We start from the raw sequence: 25,309 nt of genomic DNA on the forward strand, positions 1-25,309 counted from the left end.
TGGCGCTTCGATGACGGACAAACCCGAAGGCCGCAAGCCTTCGGGTATTTTCATCAGTGCGTCAGTGAAAGCCCGGCTGCCGGCAGCGGGTCAGCGCACGGCAACGCAGAGACTGGAATTGGTGTGCAGCAACATGAAATCCTTTCCGCTGTTCAGGTTCTTCACGTAGTACCACTTCGCCCCGAACACATCCTTGGCCACGGTTGACGACCAGTAATTGCCGTTGCCCATCGGCCAGCGATTGCCATAAGCGTTCTGGATCTCCCCCAGTTCCTGAATACTTGGTACCCGGCCACCTATCGCGCCCGCCGCATTGGACATCTGCGTCAGATTGCCTGCGCCTACGCCATGGCATTCGACGACGCCCGTCACCGTCACTTCATAACCCAGGGTCTGTCCGGCAGCGTCCGACACGGAAATCCTCGCAGTCCCCTTGCCACGCACGGACGCGAGACCCGACTCGTCGACATGCGCGACCGCCGGATTGCTCGAACGATAGCTATAAGGAGGCGTTCCTCCGCTGGCCACGCGCTCCACCGTCGTACCCGCCGGAAAGCTCGGCAGCAGATCCGGGTAACCCGGCAACAGATAAACCTTGCCCGCAAGCGTCACCGCAGCCGTATTGAAATTAAGCCCGCTACGCACTGTCAGCGTTCGACGATCAGACGTCTGCTCGACGCCCGAACGGCTCACCTGATAACTCAGCTGCGCCTGTGCGTTTTCGCTCGCCGTGATCAACGACTTCGGCAATGTGAATACCAGTTCAGTGCCGCTGCCCGCAGTCTGCTCGGCCGTTTCATATCGGGACGCCCCGGCCCAGATCACCTTGACCCGATCACCGGCACGCATTTCATAGCGCACACGAACCGTTGCGCCCGATGCCGGAATCAGACCGGGGTTGACGACGTCGTCGGCCTGGACCGTGTCCATGGTCGGGACAGGCAACGTCGACCAACGGCTTGAGACCTGAACCGAATAGTGTTCGGACCGCTGCATCCAGCCGTTCACCCGCGTAACGTTGTAATACACCGTCACCTGCTTGCCTTCGTTGACATTGACCAGCGCGCTGGAAAACACCACTGACAGGTCCTTGCCCGCATCGGCTGCGCCGATGGCCTTCTGCTTNCGAAATCGCCGTCGCGCAGATTGGCCGAGGCGCCGATGACCACGGTCGCGCCGTTGGAGGTGTTGGCGGGGTCGAGGGTGTTGTTTTCGGCTTCGAGGATTGTGGGGAGCGGGAGGGGGGTGCTGTAGTCGTTGCTGACCAACACGAGCAGTGAAGGCGATTTAAAGAAAGCTCGCCCAAAGGTGTTCACGGTGTAGTAGAGCTCAACTGACCCGCCCGCAAGTACGCTGATTTTTTCGTCCGGGATGATGAAGTTGATCGGATTACCCACATCACCACGGGCCACCGTTTTCAATTCTTCGTGCATGACGTTTGCTCCGCTTGCGGTCCTGCCCATCCAGTACAGGTGAACGTCGTTGCCTTCGGACATGAAGTAATAAGCGGGCACTTGCGCCTGGACGTCATGAGCCGCTGGATCTAACACGCCACCACTTTGCTCGGCGACCGGGACTCGTGGGGGGGCTAATTCCATGGGCTGGCCGATGATCTTGAGCGACAAGCTTTTAGAGCGAAGCGCGGTACCCGCTGATTTGTTGACGCGATAGCGCAGTCGTGCACGACCTTGCGTGATGGGGTTGAACTGCGTGTTGGGCACTTGAAACTCGTAGAAGCTGCTTTGCCCTCGGACTATCTGGCTCTCGATGTAGGTTTCCAGCGACATCCCCTCTGCGGTATTGCGCTCCATCAGCAGCACCAGCTCATCGCCGCTTTGAATATCCGCGTGAGCGATGATCAGAACCTTCACATCTGCCCCGGACAATTGATCGAGGTTCAGCTCCATTCCCGGGGCCTGCGGTGTAATGGGCGCGGGTAGGGTCGAATTGCCTGCCTCGACTTCGACATAGCTAGGCAGGGACCAGCGTGACCAGTTGTTCACGACGTCCCGGATTTCGTACCGCACCTCCAGCATGTCTGAATCACCAGCGAGTTCGATGATCTCTTTGCTGATGGGAATGATCACCGGTTGGTTGACCTGCGCTTCTGTGATCTCGATGCGAATCAGTTCGCCATGCCATGAAAGCGTCAATCGGTCGCCCGCGAACATGTTCACATACGGCGCGACTTCAACCGTCACGCCTTCAGGGGAGGTGATGACACCTTCGGGTAGCACCTTCGCTTTGATGAGGCGCTCGTTTTCCCAAGGCGTCGCAGGGTTGGTGTCAGTGCCGCCCGGCAAGGTCAGCTTCACCGGGATATTGGCAACAGCCGACTGGTTTTTCTGCCCGCCGATGGGCTTGGTGATTTCGTAGTAGAGGCTGATCTCAGGCGGGTGAATGAATCTTTGATCAAGCGCGAGAACGACAAAGTTGACGCTGCCTGGTGTCAGATCCTCCTCTCTGACCGTGTAGTTGGACGCCAGTTGGTTGTCACAATAAAGGTCAATGACATCGCCAGCCGTGATCTCGATATAGGGTCCGACGCGCACTGATAGCCAGACCTGAGGGTCAAGGGTATCGGCATGACCGATGCCGCTCGGGTCGTGAAGATTCTGCATCGCGGGTGCGGGCAATAGAGCGTTGGTTGCAATATTCATGAGTTATCCATCCTGTTTCTTGTTTTAGGGTGAGCGAGCCCGAAGGCCCGCCCTTTAAGCGATCAGCAGCCTTGACCCGGAATGGCCATGGTGATGATCACTTCAGTGGTGGGGGAGTTGACCATCAGGCCGTCCGGGCCCTCGACGCGGTAGTAGGCCTCGCCGCGACCTTCACAGATCAGGCTCAGTTGCTGGGCCGTCACGCGGAAGCTGTAGCCGTCGACTTGTTCGAATTCGTCCAGCACGTGGGTGAATTCGACGCTACCCCCCGGCACCGGCGTATCACCGTTGGCCCGGTTGTAGCCGTGGAACACCACGCTTACCCGCGGGTATTTGTCGGCGTTGATGTAGGCAGGGATAAAGATCGGCGTGCCGTCGGGGCTGTTTACCGGACTGATCGCGTTGTACTGGTTGGCGTTGGTGAACACCGGACGCAGCAGGCCATCCGGGCCGCCCGGCAATTCACCTTGCGAACGCACGATGACGTTCTGCGCGGCAGACCTCGAAGTGTTCGGATTACCCGCGTGGGTCACGGTGTAGGCCACCTTGATCGCGTCGCCGGTACCTTCTGCGGCCATGAGCTCGTTGGGGATGGTCAGCAGCAGGTCGCGGTCGATATCCGAAGAACGCAGGGTGTACACCACTGGCATGGTCTGCGAACCCCAGTACAGGCTGATGCGGTCGCTGATCGCGAACTCATCCTTCCAGCCGATCACCGCCGTGGCCTCCAGCAGGAAGTCGTCTTCGTCGATGACGTTGTCTTCGTTGTTGGGGTTGCCGCTGGTGCCGCGAATGATCGGCAGGTCCAGTGCCTCGTTTTCCGGGGTCTCCGGATCCGGGTCCTGAGGACCCGCCAGGGTCAGGTTGACGTTGACCGACAAGCGCAGAGAACTGCCCACCGCCAGCTCGTTGCGGCGCACCTCATAATGCAGGTCGACATCGCCATCGCCCGACAACGTAATGGCCGCATAGGGCACATTGAGGGTGAACACCGGGTCGGAGGTTTCGTCACCTGCCTGAAGCGTGACTTCCGGCAGTGGGTTGCTGCCCCAGTACAAGGTGACCTTGTCGCCCACCTGGGCATTCGGGTACTGAGGAATGTCCACTGCCACCGTGGCGCGCGCGTCGGCATCGTCGATCACGCCATCGTCCGCTTGGACGCATACAGGCGCTGGATAGTCCTGCGGGATTTCCTGCAGGAACAGTTTGAAGGTCTTGGAGAGCGAATTGATCGACACGTTGCCGGCACGGTCGGTGACGGTGAAATACGCCGGCTCCTCGACGTCGCCCAGGCTTTCCAGAAAGGCGCGGGTGAAGTTCAGCATCACCAGGTCCTCGTTCACCTCCGACGTGGTCACGGTGTGTTCCGGCCCGACCACGTCGCCCCAGAAGGTACGAATCCGGTCGCCCCACGCCATGCCGGTGTAACCCGGCACTTCGGTGGTGAGCACATCGCCCAGAGCGGTCAGCTCTGCGGAAGTGAGAACGCCATCGTGGGTTTCAATCGGGAAGACCATCGCTGCGAGGAGGGTGCCGCCGGGGGCGGTGCGGTCGACGATCAGCGGGATTTCCGGGGAGTAGGCGATTTGCCCACCCACTTCGTTGATAGCCACGTAGCCAGCGTCGTAGTTGCCGTCGCTGGCGAGCAGACCTGGCGGAATGTCCAGCGTCAAGGCATCCCCAGGTTGTTCAGTGGTGATGTACTTTTTCTCGCCGGTGAGAACGCTGTTCCATGTCAGTTGGTAGGAGTGACCGACAGCGGCTTCGGGCCAGACGACGAGGTTCAGCACCACTGGCTGTTGCAAATCTTCCAGCGTCAGCAGGCCATCGATAGGGTCTGCAACCGGTACGTTTGGAATGGGCAGGGCCTTGTTCGAACGGCGTGTGACCAAAGGCGGTTGATGTGAGTTGCACATGTTAGTTCTCCATTTAAAAGGCAGCCGGGATCCTTGTCGAGAATGACTGCCTGAACTTCAATTAATTACCCGGGGACGAAAAGTGTCGAGCGGGCTGTAGCAATTGGGTTAATCCATATATAGAAAAACGTGGTTCCCTATATAGGATGTATTTCAACTAATAGCAGTTGTGGCTGGGTGTCAAGACACGGGGTGGTAAATATTTATTTTTTTAAATTCTCTTGTTGTGATGCAATCGATCACGCACAAGCCTCTTGTGGCGTGCGGCGATCCACATACACATCGCTTTTCAGCGACCAGGCAATGCCGTAGTCGTTTTCAATACGGTACTTGGCTTCCAGACGTCCGGTGGAAAAGTGTTCCAGTAATGCTTTAGGCACATTAAATACAATGCCGTTGAGGATCTGGAAGTCATCCACGGTGTTGGTTAAAACCAACGAAGCGGCTTCCATGGGTTGTCCATCGATCCACCGGTCGAATCCGGAAAGTGTCAGCAACAAACGATCGCCAGTGCTCATGTTTCGATAGGGCTTTATCGATACTGTAGTGCCCTCTGCAACAGCGGGCAGCCGGAGCGTATGTGTGTCGTCAGCCTGATTGAATATCGCGCCCGTTAATCCACATTCACCGCCGGGCAATTGCGCCCGCCGCACTACCCGGACCAGTTGAGTGGAGGAGCGCGAAGTGTTTGGATTGCCCGCGTGGGTCACCGTGTAATGCACGGGAATGGCGCGCCCGACGCCTTCGCCCGCGATCAGCGCATTGGGGATGCAGATCACAAGATCGGCTGCGGCGTCGATATGGTTTTGGTCAAGAGAGCGCACCACCGGCAGCGGCCATGATCCCCAATAAAGGTGAATCTGGTCGCAGGCCTTGAAGCCGTCTTGCCATGGGATGACTGCATCGGCGTTGAGCAGGTAGTCGTCTTCATCGAGGAAGTTTTGCAGCCGGTTGGTATTGTCGCTTTTGCCACGGATTTGCGGCGGCGCCAATTGTTCGTTGATTAACGTGGCGGGCATCGGGTCCTGGGGCCCGGGCAGCGTGACAAACACGTTTACCACGCAAACGGGTGACGCGCCTCGCAACTGATTGTCGCGGTGGACCTCGTACAGAACCTTTGTTGCGCCGTCTCCGGCCGATTGCACGGTGTCGAACGGCACGATGATCGACAGGGCTACCGGCTGAAGGGTTGCCGCTTCGGTCAATACCTGGCCGGCAAGTGCCACGCCGCCCCAGTTCAGCACGATGACATCGCCCGCTTGAGCGTTGCCGTACTGAGGAATCTGCACCTGTACACCATGGCGCGCGTCGTTGTGTTCGATCATCCCATCATTGGCCTGCGGCACCTCCGGCGCCAGCAGGCCTTGGGGGTCATTGCGCAATTTCAGACGCAACAGCGCCGGTTCGGAGACGATCGACAGATTGCCCGCGCGGTCGGTCACGGTGTAAGTCACCGGAATATCGCCATCGACGAGCTGCTCCAGAAAGCTGCGCTCGAAGGTGAAGACGATGTTGCTGCCGCCCAGTTCTTCTGCAGTCAGGGTGCGTTCAGGGCCGGGCTGATCGCCCCAGTACGTGCGCACCACATCCCCCCATTTGGCATCGAAGTAGCTGGGGAGGCGTGCGGTCAGGACGTTGTTGGCGGCTGCAAGTGATTCTTCGGTTAGAGGGAGCTGGTTGGGGTCCAAGAGCAAAGGGGCGAGGAGTCCGCCGCCAGGTGGGGTGCGGTCGACGGTGAGAGGGGTTGTACGTGAGTAGGTAGTCTGACCCCCCGTCTCGTTAATAGCGACGAAGCCTACTTGATAGGTCCCGTCGTTCAGCAGAAGTTCTGATGGGATTATCGAACTCAACGGGTCGCCGGGTTTTTCGGTGGTAATGAACTTTTTTTCAGAAGGTTGTAGATCGCCCCATGTTAATTGGTATGAATGTCCTATGACCGAATTATTCCATGCGGGGAAAAATATTTCGATCGTCTGGGTAAGGCTTTCGAGCGTTAATAGGCCGTCGATTGGATCTGATTGAGGGATCGATACAACATTAAAGAAGTTTCGAACCGTGCGTATTTTCATATTTTCCATGATTGCTCTCTTTTGGGTTGGCTGATTGTGATTTAGCAGGTCATGCTTCAAGTGTGCTACATCTTCGTTGAGCTTATAGGTTGGCCTCCGATCTGTTTGGATGGCGTTACGCTGCTTAATCGCATGCTAAGCAAGTGTTGACTCATCTCGTCTGTCGGTGATCTTTCAAATGTTGGTGGTAGATATTTATATTTTTTATCCACTTAATTCCATCTGTTTTTATACGGGCAGAAACGTCCTACAAAAGTTTAGGAAGCTGGCATTGACTCCGAACGTGCCGGGTAGGCTTCAAACCTCCGCTTTTCTGAGTTAATAGTTCCAATGGATTTTTCACTGAAACAACAATGAGGATATCTCTGTAGGAATTGGACGACATTCAATTGGGAATTTGCAGCGCAAAACGATCTCCATTTGGATTTATAAAAATATCCCGCTGGCCTCAGGCTGTCCTTTCTTTTTAAGGGAGGACACTCGGTGTGATCAAAGGTAAAAAACGCAGGGGCGCAGGGAGCCATTGGCAAATGATCGGTGTGGTATGCGGTGTTTCGCTGGCTGCATCCGCCGTCGGGGATGAGCACACAGGCCGATTGCTGCCAGGTGCCATCGTGGTGCGCAGTGGAGAAGTAAAAAACGTCGCTGAAGCCACAGGCTTGGAATATCAACTCGAGGAGAAAGCAACCCTCAATTTGTTCAGTGGCAGCGAGATCAACAATATCAAGGCTATGAGCCCTGAAGCTGTTGTCACAATCACTGACGGTCTGGTTGAACAGCGGATTGACGGGGCGAGCGTCGACGCGGCGATACGCCTCGGCGGCGGACGATTGGAGGTTGAAAACTCGTTGATCGTCAGCACGTTCAAGCCCGGCATGCTTCTCAATAACGCTAAATCTGTACGCACGGATGCGACGATTACCGGCAGCTCGATCCTTGGTGCAGGTGATGGAGTGAGAATAGGTAACAGCGACCTCATCTTGACTGACACACAGGTGGTAGGGTTGCTGGCTCAAAATGGAAGAGGCAACGGCCTTCACTCTGCCTCCGCAAACGTTGAAATTCGCGATAACAGCGTCATTGAAGGTGAGATGGTGGGGCTTGCTGTAAGCAGTTCTGGACTTATGCCAGGCACTGGAATGTCTCCCCCGGCCGGTGTCATTGTTGTCGACCATTCCAGAATCGAAGGCCATTCGGGTCCAGCAATTAAGGTCCTTGAAGGCGACCGAGATACCGCCAAAGCCACCATCACCCTCCAAAACAACGCCGAGCTTCGCTCCGGCAACGGCAATCTGGTCGAGGTCCACGACAAGAGCGAGCTCGATCTGATCGTCGACGACAGCCGTCTCAAGGGCGACTTGTACGCTGCCGAGGAGGCGCGGCTGGATGCGGTGTTGCAGAACGATGCGCGGTTGAGCGGCAATGTGCAGAACGTCGACAGCTTCACCATCAACTCCGATGCGCGCTGGCAGATGCTGGGGGATAACAGCCTGCCGGTGCTGAAGCTGGGGGCCGGGCGGGTGAGTTTTCGTGGAGAAGGGTTCAATACCCTGACCGTGGGTGAGCTGTCCGGGCGTGGTGTGTTCGACATGCGCATCAACTTGGACAACGCCACCGGCGACTTGCTGAACGTCACCGGCCAGGCCAGCGGTTTCCATCACGTCAACGTCGCGAACACCGGTGCACAAGTGGTGCCCGCGGAGTTCGATGCCCTGCGCATCATCCATACTGAAGGTGGCGACGCCGAGTTCGAACTGGTCGGCAGCCAGAACCGCGCCGACCTCGGCGTCTATTCCTACGCCCTGGAGCAACAAGGCACGGACTGGTTCATTGTCGGTTCCGGCAAGATCATCAGCCCGTCGACCCAGAGCGCCTTGGCGCTGTTCAACGTCGGGCCGACGATCTGGAACAGCGAGCTGAGCACCTTGCGCAGTCGTATGGGCGAGGTCCGTGGGCAGGTGTCGGGCGGTGGCTGGATTCGCACTTATGGCAACCGCTTCAATGCGTCGCTCGATTCGGGAGTGGATTATCAGCAGAAGCAGCACGGGCTGTCGTTCGGTGCCGATGCGCCGGTGCCGGTGGGTGACGGGCAGTTGCTGGTGGGGTTGATGGGCGGTTACAGCAAGTCGGATCTGGACCTGAGCCGTGGCACCTCCGGTCAGGTCGACAGCTATTACGTCGGCGCTTACGGGACCTGGCTGTCGGAGGAGGGGTATTACCTGGACGGCGTGGTGAAGCTGAACAAGTTTCACAACGAGTCGAAGGTGGCGATGAGCGACGGCGCGAAGGCCAAGGGCGATTACAGCAACATGGCCGTGGGCGGATCGGTGGAGTTCGGCAAGCACATCAAACTGCCTGACGACTACTTCGTCGAGCCGTACGCGCAGTTGTCGAGCGTGTGGATCGATGGCAGCGACTACACGCTGGACAATGGCTTGCAGGCCAAGACCCGCCAGACCCAGTCGGTATTGGGCAAGGTCGGTGCCACCGTCGGGCGGCAGTTCGCGCTCAAGGATGGCGGTGTTGTGCAGCCTTATGTTCGTGTCGCAGGGGCGCATGAGTTCTCCCGTAGCAATGACGTCAAGGTCAATGATCAGCGCTTCGACAATGACCTGTTCGGCTCTCGGGCCGAGCTGGGCGCCGGGGTATCGGTATCGTTGTCCGAGCGTCTGCAGGTGCATGCCGACTTCGATTACATGAAGGGCGAGCATGTCGAGCAGCCGTGGGGCGCGAATCTCGGTCTGCGTCTGGCGTTTTAAGCGCGCGGGCGAATGATCGCCTGTTGTAACGATGTAGAAACGGCCCCGGTTGCAGCGATGCAACCGGGGCTTTTTCAGCGGTTTATGTTCACGGCTCCCCGGTCATGGACGCAGCTTGCGGCGGCGAATCGCGCGGGTTCGGCTGGGAGGCCGAGGCGGCGTCTTGCCCACGCCTTGCAGCTCGACTCTGAGGGTTTCGGACACGCCGACCAGTTTCGAGCGACGAACCACTTCATACAGAACCTCCACAATACCGTCCTTGTAGTCGCCCAACCGTTCGCTGTTCAGGTACTGGACCAGGCGAGGTCCGGTACGCCCCCTGGACTCGGTGACGGTGGTGTAGAAAGTGTTGTAGCCCCAGCGCAACCGGAGTTGGTCACCAGCCCATAGTTTCGGTGAGCGCGGGATGTTGATGTACACGCCGACAATGAGTTGCTCCTGAGTCACTCGGTCGGGCGTGTCGCCGCTGAGGTAGGGCGCCGGAAATATCGGGTTTGCTCTGAGGTTCTCTTCGTTGTCCTGCCACGGGAATCCGGGGGCATGCAACACCAGGAACGAATAATCGATGGCAGCCTCCTTCGACGGTGAATCTGTCACCGGGACGGCGTGCAGTTCTTCATAGAAAGGCACGGATGCACCCGATATCGAATCGTTGGCTACTTCACTGTTATTCATTAACGGATCTTGGGTGGTTTCCTCGTCCACCACGGTGGGCTTTTTCTGCATATCGATGGGAGGCTGGATGTCCTTTTCGTCTTCCATGGGAACTCCTTGATCAGAGGGTAATGCGGCGTTTAAAAAGCTCAGGCGATTACAATGAAAGTTGTAGGGCTGGGCGTTTCGGATGCATATGGTCGATTCGAAAAATGTTCCTGTCAAATGCACTCGGTACATAGGTTTGCCGGGGTTGTGTTGTCGAAATATTGACTCTTGAATATTGTCCTTGTTTATGGGTTGCTGCAAAAATCCCCGTGTTTTGGGGGTCGTGTAAGTGTCTGCTCTTCTCCTCAGTTGTGGTCATTTTTTCATGTTGTTAGGACCCTTCCCACGTTCGTGTAGGAAGTGGGGAAATAAGCACAAAAAAATAATTAAAAATAATTCATGGTAGATGGTTGTTCTCATATCCCCCCCATGCGACTGCATGGAGGATATGCCGAGCGATATTCAAATGAATACTGAAATATCGCAGTTACAATTTAATTGAGAGCAGGACGGGCAACGACATGATCGATGGATTGCCTGCTCGATCGGTGACCTGGTATTCGATGGACAGATTCTCCATTGCAAGGCCTCGAATCACCTCGCGTTTAAAGTCGATCTCGATCGGGCGAAGGGTGAGTTCCTCAGGCTGCACTGTGTGCGTGGGACCTGCGGCGCCATTGCACAAGGTCTGGATGACGTCACCTTGCTCCATCCCGGCGTAGCCGGGGACCAGGCCGGTGAGCACATCGCCGAAGCTGGCTTCAGGGAAGATCATCGGGGCTAGAAGGGCGGCACCGGGCCGGGAACGGTCGACCTTCAAAACGGTTGCGGGAGATAGATCACTGACATCTGTGTTAGGACTGGTTGTTTGATAGCGAAGTTGATAAGCACCGTTTTCAACCAGCAGATGTTCGCTGAGAAAAACCGTGAGCAAGTCATAAGCATTGTCACTTTCGCCAATGACTTTACGTTCACCGACGGGGTCTCCGTTCAACATCAACTGGAAATAATAGCCGGGCTCGGCCGCCGGCCAGACCATCACCTGGACCGGGATCGGGGAGTTCAAATCAACCGTTTTCAACAGCCCGTCTTCTGGATCTGCCAAGGCGACAATAGGTGGGTCAAGAGGAATAGGTGCCTTCATATCTGTGTGGGTCATAACTTTCTCCAGGGCGCACGCGCATCCACTCATTTTCAGGATTAATGTGCGTTTAACTAAGGGTTGTGGATCAGCGAAAATACCACCGTGGTGTTAATTATTTATCGCTAATCTGTTTTTCAACTAATAGCGATTCGCTCTCTCTGTCAACCCTGTAAAACCCTGTTATTACAATCTCTATGCAACTTGGGAAACGTCCTACTTTTCACTCGCCCATAAAAAAGCCCCGACAGTTGGGCTGTCGGGGCTTTGGTTGTTGCGGACTGCTCTTAGCGGTTGAAGCGCTCGACCAGCGAATACTGAGTGTGGGCGGTATGGGTCAGTTCGGCGCTCAGGCTGGCGGAGCGGCGAGCTTCGTCGGAGGTCTGGTCGGCCAGTTGCGCGATGGTGCTGATGTTGCGGCTGACTTCTTCGGCGACCGAGCTTTGCTCTTCGGTGGCGGCGGCAATCTGGGTCGCCATGTCGGTAATGTTCGCCACCGCATCGCTGATGCCCACCAGCGCCTTGTCCGCTTCCATGACTTGCTCGACGCCTTGTTCGGCCTGGCGTCGACCGGTTTCCATGGTCTGCACCGCGTTGTTGGCGGTGCTCTGCAGTTTGGCGATCAGCGAGTGGATCTGCCCGGTGGATTCAGTGGTGCGTTGCGCCAGTTGGCGAACTTCGTCAGCGACCACGGCGAAGCCACGGCCCATTTCGCCGGCGCGGGCAGCCTCAATGGCAGCATTGAGCGCCAGCAGGTTGGTCTGGTCGGCGATGCCCTTGATGACGTCGACCACGCCGCCGATTTCGTCGCTGTCCTTGGCCAGTTGTGTCACGGTCAGGCCGGTTTCTCCGACGGAGGCCGACAGACGCTGAATGGCTTCACGGGTTTCGCTGGCGATGTCCCGGCCACGGCGGGTGAGTTCATTCGCTTGCTGGGTGGCGTCTGCGGTGCGTTGAACGTGGCTGGCGACTTCCTGGGTGGTCGACGCCATCTGGTTGATGGCGGTGGCGACCTGCTCGGTTTCCACGCGCTGACGTTCCAGGCCGTTGGAACTGGCCTGAGCCAGGCTGTCGGACTGTCTGGCCTGTGAGTTGAGGTGTTCGGCGGTGTCCTGCAGACGGGTGAGGCAGGTTTTCAGACGCGCCTCCTGACTGAGAATGGACATTTCCAGACGAGCCTGAGGGCCGCGGCTGTCGGTGTACATCTGAGCGATCAGCGGGTCCGAAGTGGTCTGTTCGGCCAGGCGCAGCAGGCGCTTGATGCCGCGCTGCTGCCAACTCAGCCCCAACAGGCCCAGTGGCACGGACAATGCCGCCGCCATAGCGAAGCCCCAATAGGAGTTGAGCCACACGCCGATCAGGAAACTGAGCTGGCTGACCAGAATGAACGGCAGCCAGTCCTGCAAAACCGGCAGCCACTTGTCGCGGCCGGGCACGGCGGTCTTTCCGGCATTGAGACGCTGGTACAGCGCTTCGGCGCGACGGATCTGTTCGGCGGTCGGTTTGATCCGCACCGACTCAAAGCCGACAACCTGCTTGTTTTCGAAGATCGGCGTGACGTAGGCGTTGACCCAGTAATGGTCGCCATTCTTGCAGCGGTTCTTGACGATGCCCATCCACGGCAAACCCTGTTTGAGCGTGCTCCACATGTGTTCGAACACGGCCGATGGCACGTCAGGGTGACGCACGGTGTTGTGTGGCGCCTTGATCAGTTCATCGTGAGAGAAACCGCTGATGTCGACGAACGCCTCGTTGCAGTAAGTGATCACGCCACGGGCGTCGGTGGTCGAAATCAACCGTTGATGCGCCGGGAAGGTCCGCTCGCGTTGGGTGATGGGCTGGTTATTGCGCATAAGCTGTTCAATCCGGGAAAGGCTTTGATGGGTTATCGGCGCAGCGCTCTGGAAATTAAGCGTTTTGTGAACTGCGTCATGGGACGGTTTGCCGCAGATCACCCCTCAGCGGTTGAACATGGGGTAGGTGAAGAGGCTGAAATGCGCGAGATTGAGCCCGAAATGGGTGACGACCGCTGCTGGCAGTCCGCCGAACCGGTAGGCGACGCCGTAACCGATGCCCGCCATTGCGGCCAGTAGCATCCATTGCCAGCCCGCCCCGAGATGGGAGAGCCCGAACACCACGGATGAGAGCACGATCGCCAGAGTCTGGTGGTAAGGCACTTTGTTATTGAGTAGACGTGCCAGCCCGCCCTGAATGTAGCCGCGAAACACCAACTCCTCGGTCAGCGTCACCAGCAGCAGGTTGTTGGCGGCCCAGATGAGACCCTGCTCCGGCCATTTGGGGGACCAGCCCGTCAGCCCCAGCGCCATGGCGGTCGTCAGGCAGATGGCGGTGGTGATCGGCAGGGTAAAGGCGGTGGTGAGCGATGCGCGACGCAGCGTCAGCGCGGAAAACACCCAGGGACAGGCGAGGACGATCCAGAAGCCGATCAGTGGTTTATCAAGATTGAGGTACATCGAAAAGGGTGCGGCTTCAGGGCTGAATCGCGTGCCGGCGATGGCCCGGGCACTGAAGAACCCCGGAAGCCAGTGACTGGCAAGCCCCGCTGCCAGCGCCATGAAGAGCACGTGGCCAAATAGACGCACGGCCCAGTGGGCAAACTGAGTGACACAGATTCCTGCCATGATCAGCAGGCCGACCGTCACCACCACGGGGATGCTCAGTTGCCCGTAGACCAGCGCGATGCCGTAACCAAGGGTAAGCAGCGTGAGCGCGGTCCAGCGAAGCGCCGGCATGATGTCGTCCTTGAGCGTGGGATAAGGCCGGCGATTTTAGCGTTGATTAAACGCGCGCGCATGTGGGATGGGGATGAAAGTTGTCCGAGAATTTCGTGGAGATTTCGGTGGGTGGTGTAGGGCGTTTCTGAGGAGGGCATCCACAGTTCTGCGTCTGGCCGCAGGCCGTGGGAGCTGTGCTTGCCAGCGATCTGTCGGAGACCGGCAGTAAAACCAGACACATTCGCCGGGTCAGGCAAAGAGTATGCTCCGGATTTGCTGCCGGTTCCCCGCAGATATCGCAAGCAAGCTGGCTCCCACGGCCTGCGGCCAGAATCAACAGCCGACTGTGTGGCCTGGTGGGGTCAGATCGGCTTATGAAGCAATCAACTGCCGCAGCACGTAATGCAGAATCCCGCCCGCCTTGAAGTATTCGACTTCGTTCAGGGTATCGATCCTGCACAGCACTTCGACATTTTCCTGCGTGCCGTTCTCGCGGGTGATCTGCAGGGTCAGGCTCATGCCCGGTTGCAGGGTCGCGCCGGTAAGGCCGGTGATGTCGAGCACTTCCGTCCCGGTCAGTTGCAGGGTCTTGCGACTCTGGCCGTTCTTGAACTGCAGCGGCAGCACGCCCATGCCCACCAGGTTCGAGCGGTGGATGCGTTCGAAGCTTTCCGCGATCACCGCCTTAATGCCCAGCAGGTTGGTCCCCTTGGCTGCCCAGTCGCGGCTCGAACCGGTGCCGTACTCTTGACCGGCGATGACCACCAGCGGGGTGCCTTCCTGTTGGTAACGCATGGCGGCATCGTAGATCGGCAGCTTCTCGTCGCTCGGCACGTGCAGGGTATAGCCGCCTTCTTCATTGCCCAGCATTTCGTTGCGAATGCGGATGTTGGCGAAGGTGCCGCGCATCATGACTTCGTGGTTGCCGCGACGCGAGCCGTAGGAATTGAAATCCTTGGGTTCCACACCCTTGCTGCGCAGATAGCGCCCCGCAGGGCTGTCGGCCTTGATGTTGCCGGCCGGGGAGATGTGGTCGGTGGTCACGGAGTCCCCGAGAATCGCCAGCACACGCGCCTTCTGCACATCGGCGATCACCGGCAAGGGACCTGCCACGTCGTCGAAGAAGGGTGGATGCTGAATGTAAGTGGAGTCGTCCTGCCAGACATAGGTCGGGTCCTTGGAGACCTGAATCGCCTGCCATTGCTCGTCACCGGCGAACACTTCGGCGTACTCCTTATGGAACATGCTGGTGCTGACGCTCATCACCGCGTCGGCGATCTCCTGTTGTGACGGCCAGATGTCGCGCAGGTAAACCGGCTTGCCGTCGCTGCCCTCACCCAGCGGTTCGCTGCTCAGATCGACCCGCACACTGCCCGCCAGCGCGTAGGCAACGACCAGCGGCGGTGAGGCCAGCCAGTTGGTTTTCACCAGCGGATGCACGCGTCCTTCGAAGTTGCGGTTGCCCGACAGCACCGAGGCCACGGTCAGGTCCGATTGCTGAATGGCTTTTTCGATAGGGTCGGGCAGGGGTCCGGAGTTGCCGATACAGGTGGTGCAACCGTAACCCACCAGATCGAACCCGAGGGTGTCGAGGTATTGGGTGAGCCCTGCAGCGTTGTAGTAGTCAGTGACCACTTTGGAGCCAGGCGCCAGCGAGCTTTTCACCCAGGGCTTGCGTTGCAGGCCTTTTTCCACGGCTTTTTTCGCCAGCAGACCGGCCGCCATCATCACGCTGGGGTTGGAGGTGTTGGTGCAAGAGGTAATGGCTGCGATCACCACCGCGCCGTTTTTCAGGCGATAGGTGTGACCCAGGTATTCATACTCGGCCTCACCGACCTGTTCGGCGTTGCCCACCGCCACGCCACCGCCGCCTTCGCTTTCCAGACGGCCTTCTTCCTGTTTGGTCGGTTTCAGGGCCAGACCCAGGAAGTCAGAGAACGCCTGGGAGACGTCAGGCAACGCGACGCGATCCTGCGGGCGTTTTGGTCCGGCGAGGCTGGCCACTACCGACCCCATGTCCAGCTCCAGGGCATCGGTGAACACCGGTTCCTGACCGGGCAGACGCCACAGGCCCTGCGCCTTGCAATAGGCCTCGACCAGTTTGACCGTATCGTCCGGGCGGCCCGACAGGCGCAGGTAATCCAGCGTCACGTCATCGACCGGGAAGAAGCCGCAGGTGGCGCCGTATTCCGGGGCCATGTTGGCAATGGTGGCGCGATCCGCCAGCGGCAGGTCGGCCAGGCCGTCGCCGTAGAACTCGACGAATTTACCCACCACGCCTTTCTTGCGCAGCATCTGGGTCACGGTCAGCACCAGGTCGGTGGCGGTGATGCCTTCTTTAAGCTTGCCGGTGAGTTTGAAACCGATCACTTCGGGAATCAGCATTGACACTGGCTGGCCAAGCATCGCCGCTTCGGCCTCGATACCGCCCACACCCCAGCCCAGTACGCCGAGGCCGTTGATCATCGTGGTGTGGGAATCGGTGCCGACCAGTGTGTCCGGGAAGGCGTAAGTGCGGCCGTCTTCNCCTGATGGCAGATACCGGTGCCCGGCGGCACCACGCTGAAGTTGTCGAACGCGCTTTGGCCCCAGCGCAGGAACGCATAGCGCTCGCCGTTGCGCTGCATCTCGATGTCGACGTTTTCGCCAAAGGCCTTGTTGTCGCCGAACTTGTCGACCATCACCGAGTGGTCGATCACCAGATCCACTGGCGACAGCGGATTAATCCGCTGCGGGTCGCCCCCGGCCTTGGCCACGGCGGCGCGCATGGCGGCAAGATCGACCACCGCAGGCACGCCGGTGAAGTCCTGCATCAGTACACGAGCCGGACGGTACTGGATTTCCCGGTCGGATTTACGCTCGGTGAGCCACGCGGCGATGGATTTGAGGTCTGCGCCGGTGACGGTCTTGTCGTCTTCCCAGCGCAGCAGGTTTTCCAGCAGCACTTTGAGGGACATCGGCAGCCTGTCCAGATCGCCCAGGGTTTTCGCGGCATCGGGCAGGCTGAAGTAATGGTAGGTCTTGTCGTTGACGTCGAGTGTCTTGAGGCTTTTCAGGCTATCGAGGGAGGGCATGAACTAACTCCTTGACGAGTCCGCACGGTACGGACGGGCGAATCACACTATTCAATCGGGTCGGTAAGACGATATTCGTCGAGCGCTCTGCGTGGCGCGTTTTGTGATCAATGAGTAGTACTGGACCTTTGGCGTGCGCCAGTGGTTCCTGATTCGGCTATCATGCGCCGCTTTCGAGTCATTGAGGTTAATCCTCAAGTATAGGTTGCGCGGGATCAGCATCCGGCGCACGAGGAGACCATCCGTGAACACCCTTTTCATGCATTGCCGTCCAGGCTTCGAAGGCGAGGTCTGCTCGGAAATCAGCGAGCACGCTGCGCTGATCGGTGTGTCCGGTTACGCCAAAGCCAAGCCCAACGCGGCTTGCGCCGAATTCGTCTGCACCGAAGAAGTGGGCGCCGAACGCCTGATGAACGGCGTGCGCTTCACCGATCTGATCTTTCCTCGCCAATGGGCTCGCGGGGTTTTCGTTGATTTACCGGAAACCGACCGCATCAGTGTGATCCTGGAGCGCATGGCCGACTTTTCCACCTGCGGCAGCCTGTGGCTGGAAGTGGTCGATACCAACGACGGCAAGGAGCTGTCGACCTTCTGCCGCAAGTTCGAAGCCCCGCTGCGCAAGGCGCTGGAAAAGGCCGGAAAGCTGGTGGACAACCCGAGCCTGCCGCGCTTGCTGCTGACCTTCAAAAGCGGTCGCGAGGTGTTTTTGGGTCTGGCCGACGCTCGCAATTCGGCGATGTGGCCCATGGGCATTCCGCGCCTGAAATTCCCTCGCGAAGCCCCGAGCCGCTCGACCCTGAAACTCGAAGAGGCCTGGCATCACTTCATCCCGCGCGATCAATGGGATGAGCGCCTGTCCGGCGACATGACCGGCGTTGACCTCGGCGCGGCGCCAGGTGGCTGGACGTATCAGCTGGTCAGACGCGGCATGCTGGTCACTGCCATCGACAACGGTCCGATGGCCGAGAGCCTCATGGACACCGGCCTGGTGCAGCATCTCATGGCGGACGGTTTCACCTACAAACCGCGCCAGCCGGTGGACTGGATGGTCTGCGATATCGTCGAAAAGCCTGCGCGCAACGCGGCGCTGCTGGAAACCTGGTTGGGGGAGGGCCTGTGTCGCGAGGCCGTGGTCAACCTCAAACTGCCGATGAAACAGCGTTATGCCGAAGTGCGGCGTCTGCTCGATCGCATCGAGGAAGGTTTCAAGGCGCGGGGCGTCAAGGTGTCGATCGGCTGCAAACAGCTGTACCACGACCGTGAGGAAGTGACCTGCCATCTGCGTCGGCTGGATATGAAGCGTAAGGTATAGGCGGCGCAGGTCCTGTAGCAGTCCGGCTTGTTGGCGGTAGCGGCGTCAAGCGTTCAGGAAATGGCGAATGAAACGCTGTTCGGTCCCGAGCCACAAGGATGCACCGCGTCAAGCTGCCAAGGGGGAAGTGAACGAGTGCAAAAGGAAATCTCACCACGCGCGTCTGTCCTGCAACATGTCAGCCTCAATGTGCGGCGCCTGCGCCATGCGGCGGACATGAGCCAGACCGCGCTGTCGGAAAAGTCCGGTGTCAGTCGACGGATGCTGGTGGCCATCGAAGCGGGGGAAAAGAACGTCAGTCTGGCGACCCTTGACCGGGTGGCCGAGGCGCTGGAGGTGGCATTCAGCGATCTGATTCAGGCCCCGGACGAGCGTGATTCGAGCCGCATCAACGAAGTCGCCTGGGCCGGTTCATCCCCCGAGAGCAAAGCGGTGTTGCTGGCCAAGGCCGTTGCGCGGCGCGAGGTGGAACTGTGGGAGTTCAGCCTGGCGCCGGGGGAGGCGTATGTCTCCGAGGCTGACCCCGACGGTTGGAGCGAGCAGGTCTTCGTCATCGAAGGCACGCTGACCGTGGCCTTGCCGGAAGACGTACGGCACCTCGCCACCGGCGAGTTTTTCATGTTCGCCAGCAATCGGCGCCATGCGTATCGCAATGATGGTCAGACGCTGGTCCGGTTCGTCAGGAACGTGGTGTTGTAAGCCAGCCCTTTGAAGATGGGCACTGATCCACGCCTGCTGCGCCAGCAACACCGGATCAACAGTTTGCCCGTTTTGTGCCCACGTAAATCCGCCAAATGCCGGCACGTGCCGTGCCCTGCATCCTTCTACCGAAAAGGACCGACCAACGTCCTGTTTGAATCCATTGGCACGCTGTCCATAATCAGGCGTGCGCGCTCCCGCCCGGGATCAGAACACGAAGAACAAGGCGAAGACTCATGACCTCAGACAACAACCGACCTGACGCAGACATCCTCATCATCGGAGGCGGGCTGAGCGGCACGATGCTGGCGGTGCAACTGCTCCGTCTGCCGGGACGGCGTCGGATCGTGATCATCGAATCACGCAGTGAGGTGGGACGCGGCGAGGCCTACAGCGCCACCGAGCTGGGTCATACGCTCAATGGCAACGCGGCGCGCATGAGTGTCGACCCCGACGACGCCAACGACCTCACCCAATGGCTGACCGATTACATCGCCGGTGGCGGCTGGCCCGCGTCGGACGAACAGCATGTGCCGATCCCCGAGCTGTTTCCACCGCGGGGAATTTTCGGTCTGTACGTGCAACAGCGTCTGGCTGAGGCTCAAGCTGTCGGCGCGGTTCATGGCTCGACCGTCGAGCATGTGCGGGCAGAAGTCATCGACCTGAACAGCGACGCCGAGGGCGTACGCATTACGTTGTCTGACGAGACTCAGTTGTACGGACACTTTGCCGTCCTCGCCACCGGCATGTTCGCCGCCGCCCGCACGCCCCAGCGTGACGCCAACGACCTGAATGCCGCTGCTGTCGACCCATGGGATGTCCAGGCCATGAGGCAGCTCGATCCGCAGGGGCGGGTGTTGATCATCGGTTCCGGGCTGACCATGGTCGACGCCGTGGTCTCGCTGGAGCAGGCCGGGCATCGCGGCCCCATCGATGTGTTTTCCCGTCATGGCCTGTTGCCCCACGTTCGACGCCAGCCCCCGGCCTGGCCTGATTTTCTCGGTGCCGACCACGGCATTCGCAGTACTCGGCAACTGGTCCGCGCCCTGCGTGAACAGTGCGAACAGGCCATCGAGCAAGGTATCGACTGGCAAGCGCCGCTGGACACCGTACGCGTGCATATCCCTCGGTTGTGGAGTCAAGCGACTGACCTTCAGCGTCGCCAGTTCGTACGTCACGTGCGGCCCTGGTGGGAAAGTCATCACCACCGCTCGCCACCGCCCAGCGCGAAACTCCTGGATCGCCTGGTGAGGGAGGGGCGCCTGCAGATTCACGCGGCGTCCTTGCAAGGCGTCGAAGCACCGCAGGCCGGGCACGTGCGGATCAGCGTGCGCTATCGCGGCGAAGATCAACCGAAAATTGAAACCGGTACGGCCTTGATCAATTCGACAGGCATTCAGTACGACTGGCGTCGCGTTGATCGCGCTTTGCCCCGGCAATTGCTCAAGCGCGGCCTGATTCAACCAGGACCGCTGGCGTTGGGCATTGCAGCTGACCCCGGTGGCGCGGTGCTGGACGCGCACGGCCAGGTCTCGGATCGACTGTTTGCCATGGGGCCGCCATTGCGCGGGTTGTGGTGGGAGAGCACCGCCGTCACCGACGTGGCGCTACAGGCCAAGGCATTGGCTGCGCGTCTGGCGGGGACTCAACGGCAATCGCGGTAAGGTGGCGCTTCTGATAGGCGCTTGCTATGACCTACAGCCGTTTACCCCACGGGCATCCCCCTTGGCTTTAATTGTGTCGACCCCGACACAGTTATGGCCACTTGCCCTAAAGCGCTATCCGAACGAGCCGACAGCCCTGTATCGCCCCGGTAAATCTGTCTGAGTCTGCCGGGCGGACCGACGCGATTATTTGGGCTATGGAGGCATTCATTCATGATGAGCTTGAGTTTCAGAAACCCGGCCGAGGCCGCGACGTTGTTGCAGCAGACCCTGGCGAAAAACCAGCAGAGCACCGAAGACATCACGGCGCCGCCGACTGCGGCCGAGCAGATGCGTCAAAGCGTTGAAGTGCTGCTCTCACCTGAAGCGCAGAAAGCGGCGAAAACCGGCGACAAGAACGCCGACATCGACGCCTCTCACCTGCCGGATCGCATCAAGGATCAGTTAAAGATGATCCGCTCGATTCAAGAGCGCATCGCCAAACGCATGCAGGACATGCAGGCGTTCATGAGCGACCGTTCGCTGTCGCCCAGAGTGCGCGAAGGCAAGATGCGCCAGTTGCAGATGGAAATCATGGCCATGACCAACTCACTCATTCAGGCCACCAACGAGCTGAATCAGGCCATGCAGCAGATGAAGCTGTCGCTCGCTGACCGGGCCCTGGCGGGCACGCTGGTCAGCCCGCAGAACCTTCAGTCCTGATCCCGCCAGTACGGACCGGATTTTCCGGTGCACCGGATCAAACCGACAGTTGCATCATCCGGTCGCCCTGAAGCTGTTCGCCGGGGCGGCGTTTGTTCACCGCCAGTTCACCGATCTTGATCAGCCGCGCCCGAATCACATTGCGGCTCAGGCCCAGTAATTGGGCGGTGTGCACCTGGTTGTAATGGCTGAAGCGATACGCGGCCCGCAGCAGCGTGTCTTCGACTTTCTCGTGCAACGCGCCGGCCTGCTCCTCGAACAGCTTCTGAAACGCCCGCCCCAGCAAGGCTTCAGTGGAGTCGTCGACTGCCGCCGCGGACTCGTCCTGACGTTCCAGACGCAGGTTGGACAGGCGCAGATCGCTGGACTGAATCACGCCGTTTCGGCAAATCAACAGCGTGTGGTGAATGACGTTTTCCAGCTCGCGAATGTTGCCCGGCCAGCTGTAAGTGCGCAGCTTGTGCTCGGCCTCGCTGCTGATGCGAATCGGCCCGCAGCCCAGGCGCTGGCTGTAGACCTCGATGAAGTGTCGGGTCAGCGGCATGATGTCGCCGCGGCGCTCGCGCAGGGTGCTCAACTCGAGATTGACCACGTTCAGGCGATAGAACAGGTCCTCGCGAAAATGCCCCGCGTTGATAGCGCGCTCCAGTTGCACGTTGGTAGCGGCCAGAACGCGGACGTTGATTGGTGTGCTTTTGCGCGAGCCCAGACGCACCACTTCGCGCTCCTGTAACACGCGCAGCAGCTTGACCTGAATCGCCATGGGCAGGTCGCCGATTTCGTCGAGAAACAGGGTGCCGCCGTTGGCTTCCTCGAACCAGCCAGCCTTGGCGGTCAGGGCGCCGGTGAAGGCGCCTTTCTCGTGGCCGAACAGTTCGGCCTCAACCAGAGACTCCGAGAACGCGCCGCAGTTGACTGCCACGAACGGCTGATGATGACGGCTGCTCAGGTTATGAATGTGACGCGCCACCAGTTCCTTGCCGGTGCCGGTTTCACCGATGATCAACACGCTGGCATCGCTGGGCGCGACCTGTTGTATGTGGGCCAGCAACGCCTGGGATTTGGGGTCTTCGAACACTTGCGCCGTGGCGCGAATCGAAGTGGCCAAAGCGGGTGAGGGCGGTAGGGTCAGTAGTTGCATTGGGATCACTTGGGGTTGAAGCGGTACGCTGGCGTTCATGGGGGGACTCCTTGTCGTGAGAGCAGGGAACGGCTCTCCCGTACGCCACGCTGAACTCTGTAGCAGTCCGGCTTGCCGGCGGTGACGTCATTGAGGGCGCTACCGCCGGCAAGCCGGACTGCTACAGGTGGGGAGCCCGCAACGTGGCTGTCTGGTTAACGATCAACAGGGTTTCTGTAAGGTTACTTCTGCGGCGGCAAATCGTTGGCGATCATCTCGCCGAACGGACCGGTCAGGTTGGTGATGCCGCGACCGGCCAGGCTGCGGTACGGCTCGGGCAGAAGCGGGAAGACCAGCTCGGCGAAGCGATAGGCCTCTTCCAGGTGCGGGTAGCCGGAGAAGATGAAGCTTTCAATGCCAAGATCGGCGTACTCCTTGATCCGTGCGGCGACCTCTTCAGGGTTGCCCACCAGCGCAGTGCCAGCTCCGCCACGCACCAGGCCGACACCGGCCCACAGGTTCGGGGCGATTTCCAGATTGTCCCGGCGACCGTCGTGCAGCGCGGCCATGCGCCGCTGGCCTTCGGAATCAAAGCGCGAGAAGGACTTCTGCGCAGCGGCAATCGTTTCGTCGCTGATGTGCTCGATCAGCGTGTCGGCGGCTTTCCACGCCTCTTCGCTGGTCTCGCGCACGATCACATGCAGACGGATCCCGAACTTCACGGTCCGGCCATTGCGCGCGGCTCGTTCGCGGATGTCGGCCAGCTTCTCGGCGACGGCGGCAGGGGGCTCGCCCCAGGTCAGGTACACATCGACCTGCTCGGCGGCCAGCTCATGGGCGGCTTGGGAGGATCCACCGAAATACAGCGGCGGGTAGGGTTTCTGGATCGGTGGATACAGTGCCTTGGCGTTCTGCACCTTCAGGTGCTTGCCTTCGAAATCCACGGCTTCGCCCTGTAACACCCGACGCCAGATCTTGAGGAATTCGTCGGTGACTTCGTAGCGCTCGCTGTGGTCCAGGAAACTGCCGTCACCCCGGTTTTCATCTGGATCGCCACCGGTGACGACGTTGATCAACAGCCGCCCGCCGGAGAGACGATCCAGCGTCGCGGCCATGCGCGCCGAAACGGTGGGCGAGATGATCCCCGGACGAATCGCCACCAGATAGCGCAGGCGCTCGGTCAGTGGCACCAGTGCCGAGGCGATTACCCAGGAGTCTTCGCACGAGCGACCAGTGGGAATCAGCACACCGTGGTAGCCCAGATCGTCGGCGGCCTGGGCCACTTGCTTCAGGTAGTTGAGGGTGACCGGGCGTGCGCCCTTGGTGGTGCCGAGAAAGTGGCCGTCGCCGTGTGTCGGTAGAAACCAGAAAACATCCATGAGAAGTCCTTCGAGCAGAATCGGGGGCGTGAAAAATACTGAGCTGCCGTTGAGCAAGTGGGGCTATTTATAGAGCTTGAGATTTATTCCGTAAAAGAACTGAATTCCATATTTTTAGAACTTTTGGAGATATGCTGCTGTTCATGTTCCGAAATGGTTGTCAGGGCAGCAGTGGTATCGTGGCGGGATTCGACATGTGGGAGCCGCCTTGCTGGCTCCGACACGTGATTTCTTCATTTAGCTGACAGAAGCCGCATGACCTCAAAAAAAGAAGTGGCGCCACTCCCCGAAGACCTGCGGGTGTTTCTCACCGTGATCCGCAAGGCCGGCTTTGCAGCCGCGGCCGACGAACTCGGCCTGTCCCCGGCCTACGTCAGCAAGCGCATCCAGATTCTCGAATCGACCCTGTCGACGCGTCTGCTGCATCGCACCAGCCGCAAAGTCGCGCTGACCGAAGACGGCGAGCGGGTGCAGCGCTGGGCGGTGCGAATCCTCGAAGACTTTCAGCTGCTGCATGACGAACTGTCCGACGCGCATTCCGCTCCAAGGGGCAGGCTGCACCTGTGCAGTTCATTTGGTTTCGGCCGCAATCATGTGGCCCCGGCGATCTCGAAACTGGCCGAGGTCTACCCGGAGCTGGAGGTACGACTGGATCTGTTCGACCGCGTGGTGGACATCGTCAGCGAAGGGTTCGACCTGGAAATCCGCGTCGGCGACGACATCCCCGGACAGCACATCGGCCGTCAACTGGTCAGCAATCGGCGGGTGCTGTGCGCCGCACCGGATTACCTTTCACGTCGCGGCACGCCCCGCGAACTGGCGGATTTGCAGCAGCATGATTGTCTGGTGATCAAGGAGCGCGACAACGCCTTCGGCATCTGGCATGTCGAACGCGACGGGGTGCCGGAGAGCGTCCGGGTCAGCGGACCGTTGTCGTCCAACAGCGGCGAGATCGTCTTGCAGTGGGCGCTGGACGGAAGAGGGGTGTTGCAACGTTCGCTATGGGACGTCAAACCGTTGCTCGATGAAGGGCGCCTGGTGCAGGTCCTGCCGCAGTACACCGAAAGCGCCAACGTCTGGGCGGTGTACCCCACACGTCTGGCGAACTCGGGAAAACTGCGGGTGTGCGTGGAGTTTCTGCAGGCGCATTTCCAGGGGCTGTCGTTGTAGGTCCGGCCCGGTCTTCACGCCCGCTTAGATGACCAGTTGCGCCCCGTAGCCCTGAATCAGGTCGCGGTAGGCCTTGGGCAGTTTCTTGTCGCTGACCACCACATGGAACTGCTCCAGGGCCGCGAAATGCGCAGTGCGCACGGCATCGAATTTGGAGTGGTCGGCCAGCAACATGCAGTGACGGGCCTGGCGCAGGACCTTCTGCTT

General features: G+C 59.5%; 16 protein-coding genes and 3 pseudogenes. 6 read left to right on the forward strand and 13 right to left on the reverse strand.

Annotated elements, in window-relative coordinates:
• Positions 1–90 precede the first annotated feature (90 nt).
• The 4 genes and pseudogenes from D3M70_RS32640 to D3M70_RS32645 form a co-directional block, all read right to left on the reverse strand.
• Positions 91–1,125: pseudogene (locus tag D3M70_RS32640) on the reverse strand (hypothetical protein); the annotation flags it as partial.
• A 1,597-nt stretch (positions 1,126–2,722) separates the two neighbouring features.
• The gene (locus D3M70_RS04735) at positions 2,723–4,576 is read right to left on the reverse strand and encodes a hypothetical protein (RefSeq protein WP_120124754.1); all 1,854 of its coding nucleotides are present in this window, start codon (positions 4,574–4,576) and stop codon (positions 2,723–2,725) included.
• Between the two features lie 239 nt (positions 4,577–4,815).
• On the reverse strand, positions 4,816–6,654 hold the full coding sequence (locus tag D3M70_RS04740) for a hypothetical protein (protein ID WP_133306434.1): 1,839 nt from the start codon (positions 6,652–6,654) through the stop codon (positions 4,816–4,818).
• 248 nt (positions 6,655–6,902) lie between these two features.
• A complete protein-coding gene (locus D3M70_RS32645; protein ID WP_256659706.1) occupies positions 6,903–7,685 on the reverse strand; it encodes a hypothetical protein in 783 nt (260 codons plus the stop codon).
• A gap of 99 nt (positions 7,686–7,784) precedes the next feature.
• Between D3M70_RS32645 and D3M70_RS04745 the strand changes: the two genes are divergently transcribed.
• Positions 7,785–9,404, forward strand: a complete 1,620-nt coding sequence (locus tag D3M70_RS04745) for an autotransporter outer membrane beta-barrel domain-containing protein (RefSeq protein WP_256659708.1) — start codon at positions 7,785–7,787, stop codon at positions 9,402–9,404.
• Between the two features lie 102 nt (positions 9,405–9,506).
• Here the strand turns inward: D3M70_RS04745 and D3M70_RS04750 are convergent, their stop codons facing one another.
• From D3M70_RS04750 to D3M70_RS32650, 6 genes and pseudogenes are all read right to left on the reverse strand, one after another.
• Complete coding sequence (locus D3M70_RS04750; protein WP_120124757.1) at positions 9,507–10,166, reverse strand: hypothetical protein; 660 nt, start codon at positions 10,164–10,166, stop codon at positions 9,507–9,509.
• 427 nt (positions 10,167–10,593) lie between these two features.
• Positions 10,594–11,265, reverse strand: a complete 672-nt coding sequence (locus tag D3M70_RS04755; protein WP_120124759.1) for a hypothetical protein — start codon at positions 11,263–11,265, stop codon at positions 10,594–10,596.
• Positions 11,266–11,534: 269 nt separating this feature from the next.
• The gene (locus D3M70_RS04760; RefSeq protein ID WP_120124760.1) at positions 11,535–13,100 is read right to left on the reverse strand and encodes a PAS domain-containing methyl-accepting chemotaxis protein; all 1,566 of its coding nucleotides are present in this window, start codon (positions 13,098–13,100) and stop codon (positions 11,535–11,537) included.
• 105 nt (positions 13,101–13,205) lie between these two features.
• A complete protein-coding gene (locus D3M70_RS04765) occupies positions 13,206–14,000 on the reverse strand; it encodes a CPBP family intramembrane glutamic endopeptidase (protein WP_120124761.1) in 795 nt (264 codons plus the stop codon).
• A gap of 354 nt (positions 14,001–14,354) precedes the next feature.
• On the reverse strand, positions 14,355–16,508 hold a 2,154-nt coding region (gene acnA, locus D3M70_RS04770; protein ID WP_256659709.1), incomplete at its 5' end, for an aconitate hydratase AcnA.
• Position 16,509: 1 nt separating this feature from the next.
• Positions 16,510–17,056, reverse strand: a pseudogene (locus tag D3M70_RS32650) (aconitase family protein); the annotation flags it as partial.
• A gap of 244 nt (positions 17,057–17,300) precedes the next feature.
• On the opposite strand from D3M70_RS32650, the gene rlmM reads away from it, so the two are divergent.
• The 4 genes from rlmM to D3M70_RS04790 all read left to right on the forward strand — a co-directional run bounded on the left by rlmM (position 17,301) and on the right by D3M70_RS04790 (position 21,433).
• Positions 17,301–18,368 carry a 23S rRNA (cytidine(2498)-2'-O)-methyltransferase RlmM gene (gene rlmM, locus D3M70_RS04775; protein WP_120124762.1) on the forward strand — a complete coding sequence of 356 codons (1,068 nt, stop codon included), beginning with the start codon at positions 17,301–17,303 and terminating at the stop codon, positions 18,366–18,368.
• A gap of 135 nt (positions 18,369–18,503) precedes the next feature.
• A complete protein-coding gene (locus D3M70_RS04780) occupies positions 18,504–19,067 on the forward strand; it encodes a helix-turn-helix domain-containing protein (RefSeq protein ID WP_120124763.1) in 564 nt (187 codons plus the stop codon).
• A 236-nt stretch (positions 19,068–19,303) separates the two neighbouring features.
• Positions 19,304–20,731 carry an FAD/NAD(P)-binding protein gene (locus D3M70_RS04785; protein ID WP_120124764.1) on the forward strand — a complete coding sequence of 476 codons (1,428 nt, stop codon included), beginning with the start codon at positions 19,304–19,306 and terminating at the stop codon, positions 20,729–20,731.
• Positions 20,732–20,944: 213 nt separating this feature from the next.
• Positions 20,945–21,433 carry a hypothetical protein gene (locus D3M70_RS04790; RefSeq protein ID WP_120124765.1) on the forward strand — a complete coding sequence of 163 codons (489 nt, stop codon included), beginning with the start codon at positions 20,945–20,947 and terminating at the stop codon, positions 21,431–21,433.
• Between the two features lie 37 nt (positions 21,434–21,470).
• Here the strand turns inward: D3M70_RS04790 and D3M70_RS04795 are convergent, their stop codons facing one another.
• Positions 21,471–22,613, reverse strand: a complete 1,143-nt coding sequence (locus tag D3M70_RS04795) for a sigma-54 interaction domain-containing protein (protein WP_375232921.1) — start codon at positions 22,611–22,613, stop codon at positions 21,471–21,473.
• Between the two features lie 182 nt (positions 22,614–22,795).
• On the reverse strand, positions 22,796–23,932 hold the full coding sequence (ssuD, locus tag D3M70_RS04800; RefSeq protein WP_120124766.1) for an FMNH2-dependent alkanesulfonate monooxygenase: 1,137 nt from the start codon (positions 23,930–23,932) through the stop codon (positions 22,796–22,798).
• A gap of 255 nt (positions 23,933–24,187) precedes the next feature.
• On the opposite strand from ssuD, the gene D3M70_RS04805 reads away from it, so the two are divergent.
• On the forward strand, positions 24,188–25,102 hold the full coding sequence (locus D3M70_RS04805; RefSeq protein ID WP_120124767.1) for a LysR substrate-binding domain-containing protein: 915 nt from the start codon (positions 24,188–24,190) through the stop codon (positions 25,100–25,102).
• A gap of 24 nt (positions 25,103–25,126) precedes the next feature.
• On the opposite strand, the pseudogene D3M70_RS32655 reads toward D3M70_RS04805, so the two are convergent.
• Positions 25,127–25,309: pseudogene (locus D3M70_RS32655) on the reverse strand (DNA-binding transcriptional repressor DeoR); the annotation flags it as partial.

It is taken from the genome of Pseudomonas sp. LS-2 (genome assembly GCF_003605735.1).
In the GTDB taxonomy this organism is placed as follows: Bacteria; Pseudomonadota; Gammaproteobacteria; order Pseudomonadales; family Pseudomonadaceae; genus Aquipseudomonas.

What these genes read in the sequence shown, in the direction of transcription:
- ssuD (WP_120124766.1), bottom strand. Translation starts at nt 23,932, where the DNA reads ATGGATGTTTTCTGGTTTCTACCGACACACGGCGACGGCCACTTTCTC.
- D3M70_RS04805 (WP_120124767.1), top strand. Translation starts at nt 24,188, where the DNA reads ATGACCTCAAAAAAAGAAGTGGCGCCACTCCCCGAAGACCTGCGGGTG.
- D3M70_RS04785 (WP_120124764.1), top strand. Translation starts at nt 19,304, where the DNA reads ATGACCTCAGACAACAACCGACCTGACGCAGACATCCTCATCATCGGA.
- D3M70_RS04740 (WP_133306434.1), bottom strand. Translation starts at nt 6,654, where the DNA reads ATGGAAAATATGAAAATACGCACGGTTCGAAACTTCTTTAATGTTGTA.
- D3M70_RS04795 (WP_375232921.1), bottom strand. Translation starts at nt 22,613, where the DNA reads ATGAACGCCAGCGTACCGCTTCAACCCCAAGTGATCCCAATGCAACTA.
- D3M70_RS04790 (WP_120124765.1), top strand. Translation starts at nt 20,945, where the DNA reads ATGATGAGCTTGAGTTTCAGAAACCCGGCCGAGGCCGCGACGTTGTTG.
- D3M70_RS04765 (WP_120124761.1), bottom strand. Translation starts at nt 14,000, where the DNA reads ATGCCGGCGCTTCGCTGGACCGCGCTCACGCTGCTTACCCTTGGTTAC.
- D3M70_RS04735 (WP_120124754.1), bottom strand. Translation starts at nt 4,576, where the DNA reads ATGTGCAACTCACATCAACCGCCTTTGGTCACACGCCGTTCGAACAAG.
- D3M70_RS04755 (WP_120124759.1), bottom strand. Translation starts at nt 11,265, where the DNA reads ATGACCCACACAGATATGAAGGCACCTATTCCTCTTGACCCACCTATT.
- D3M70_RS04745 (WP_256659708.1), top strand. Translation starts at nt 7,785, where the DNA reads ATGTCTCCCCCGGCCGGTGTCATTGTTGTCGACCATTCCAGAATCGAA.
- D3M70_RS04750 (WP_120124757.1), bottom strand. Translation starts at nt 10,166, where the DNA reads ATGGAAGACGAAAAGGACATCCAGCCTCCCATCGATATGCAGAAAAAG.
- D3M70_RS04760 (WP_120124760.1), bottom strand. Translation starts at nt 13,100, where the DNA reads ATGCGCAATAACCAGCCCATCACCCAACGCGAGCGGACCTTCCCGGCG.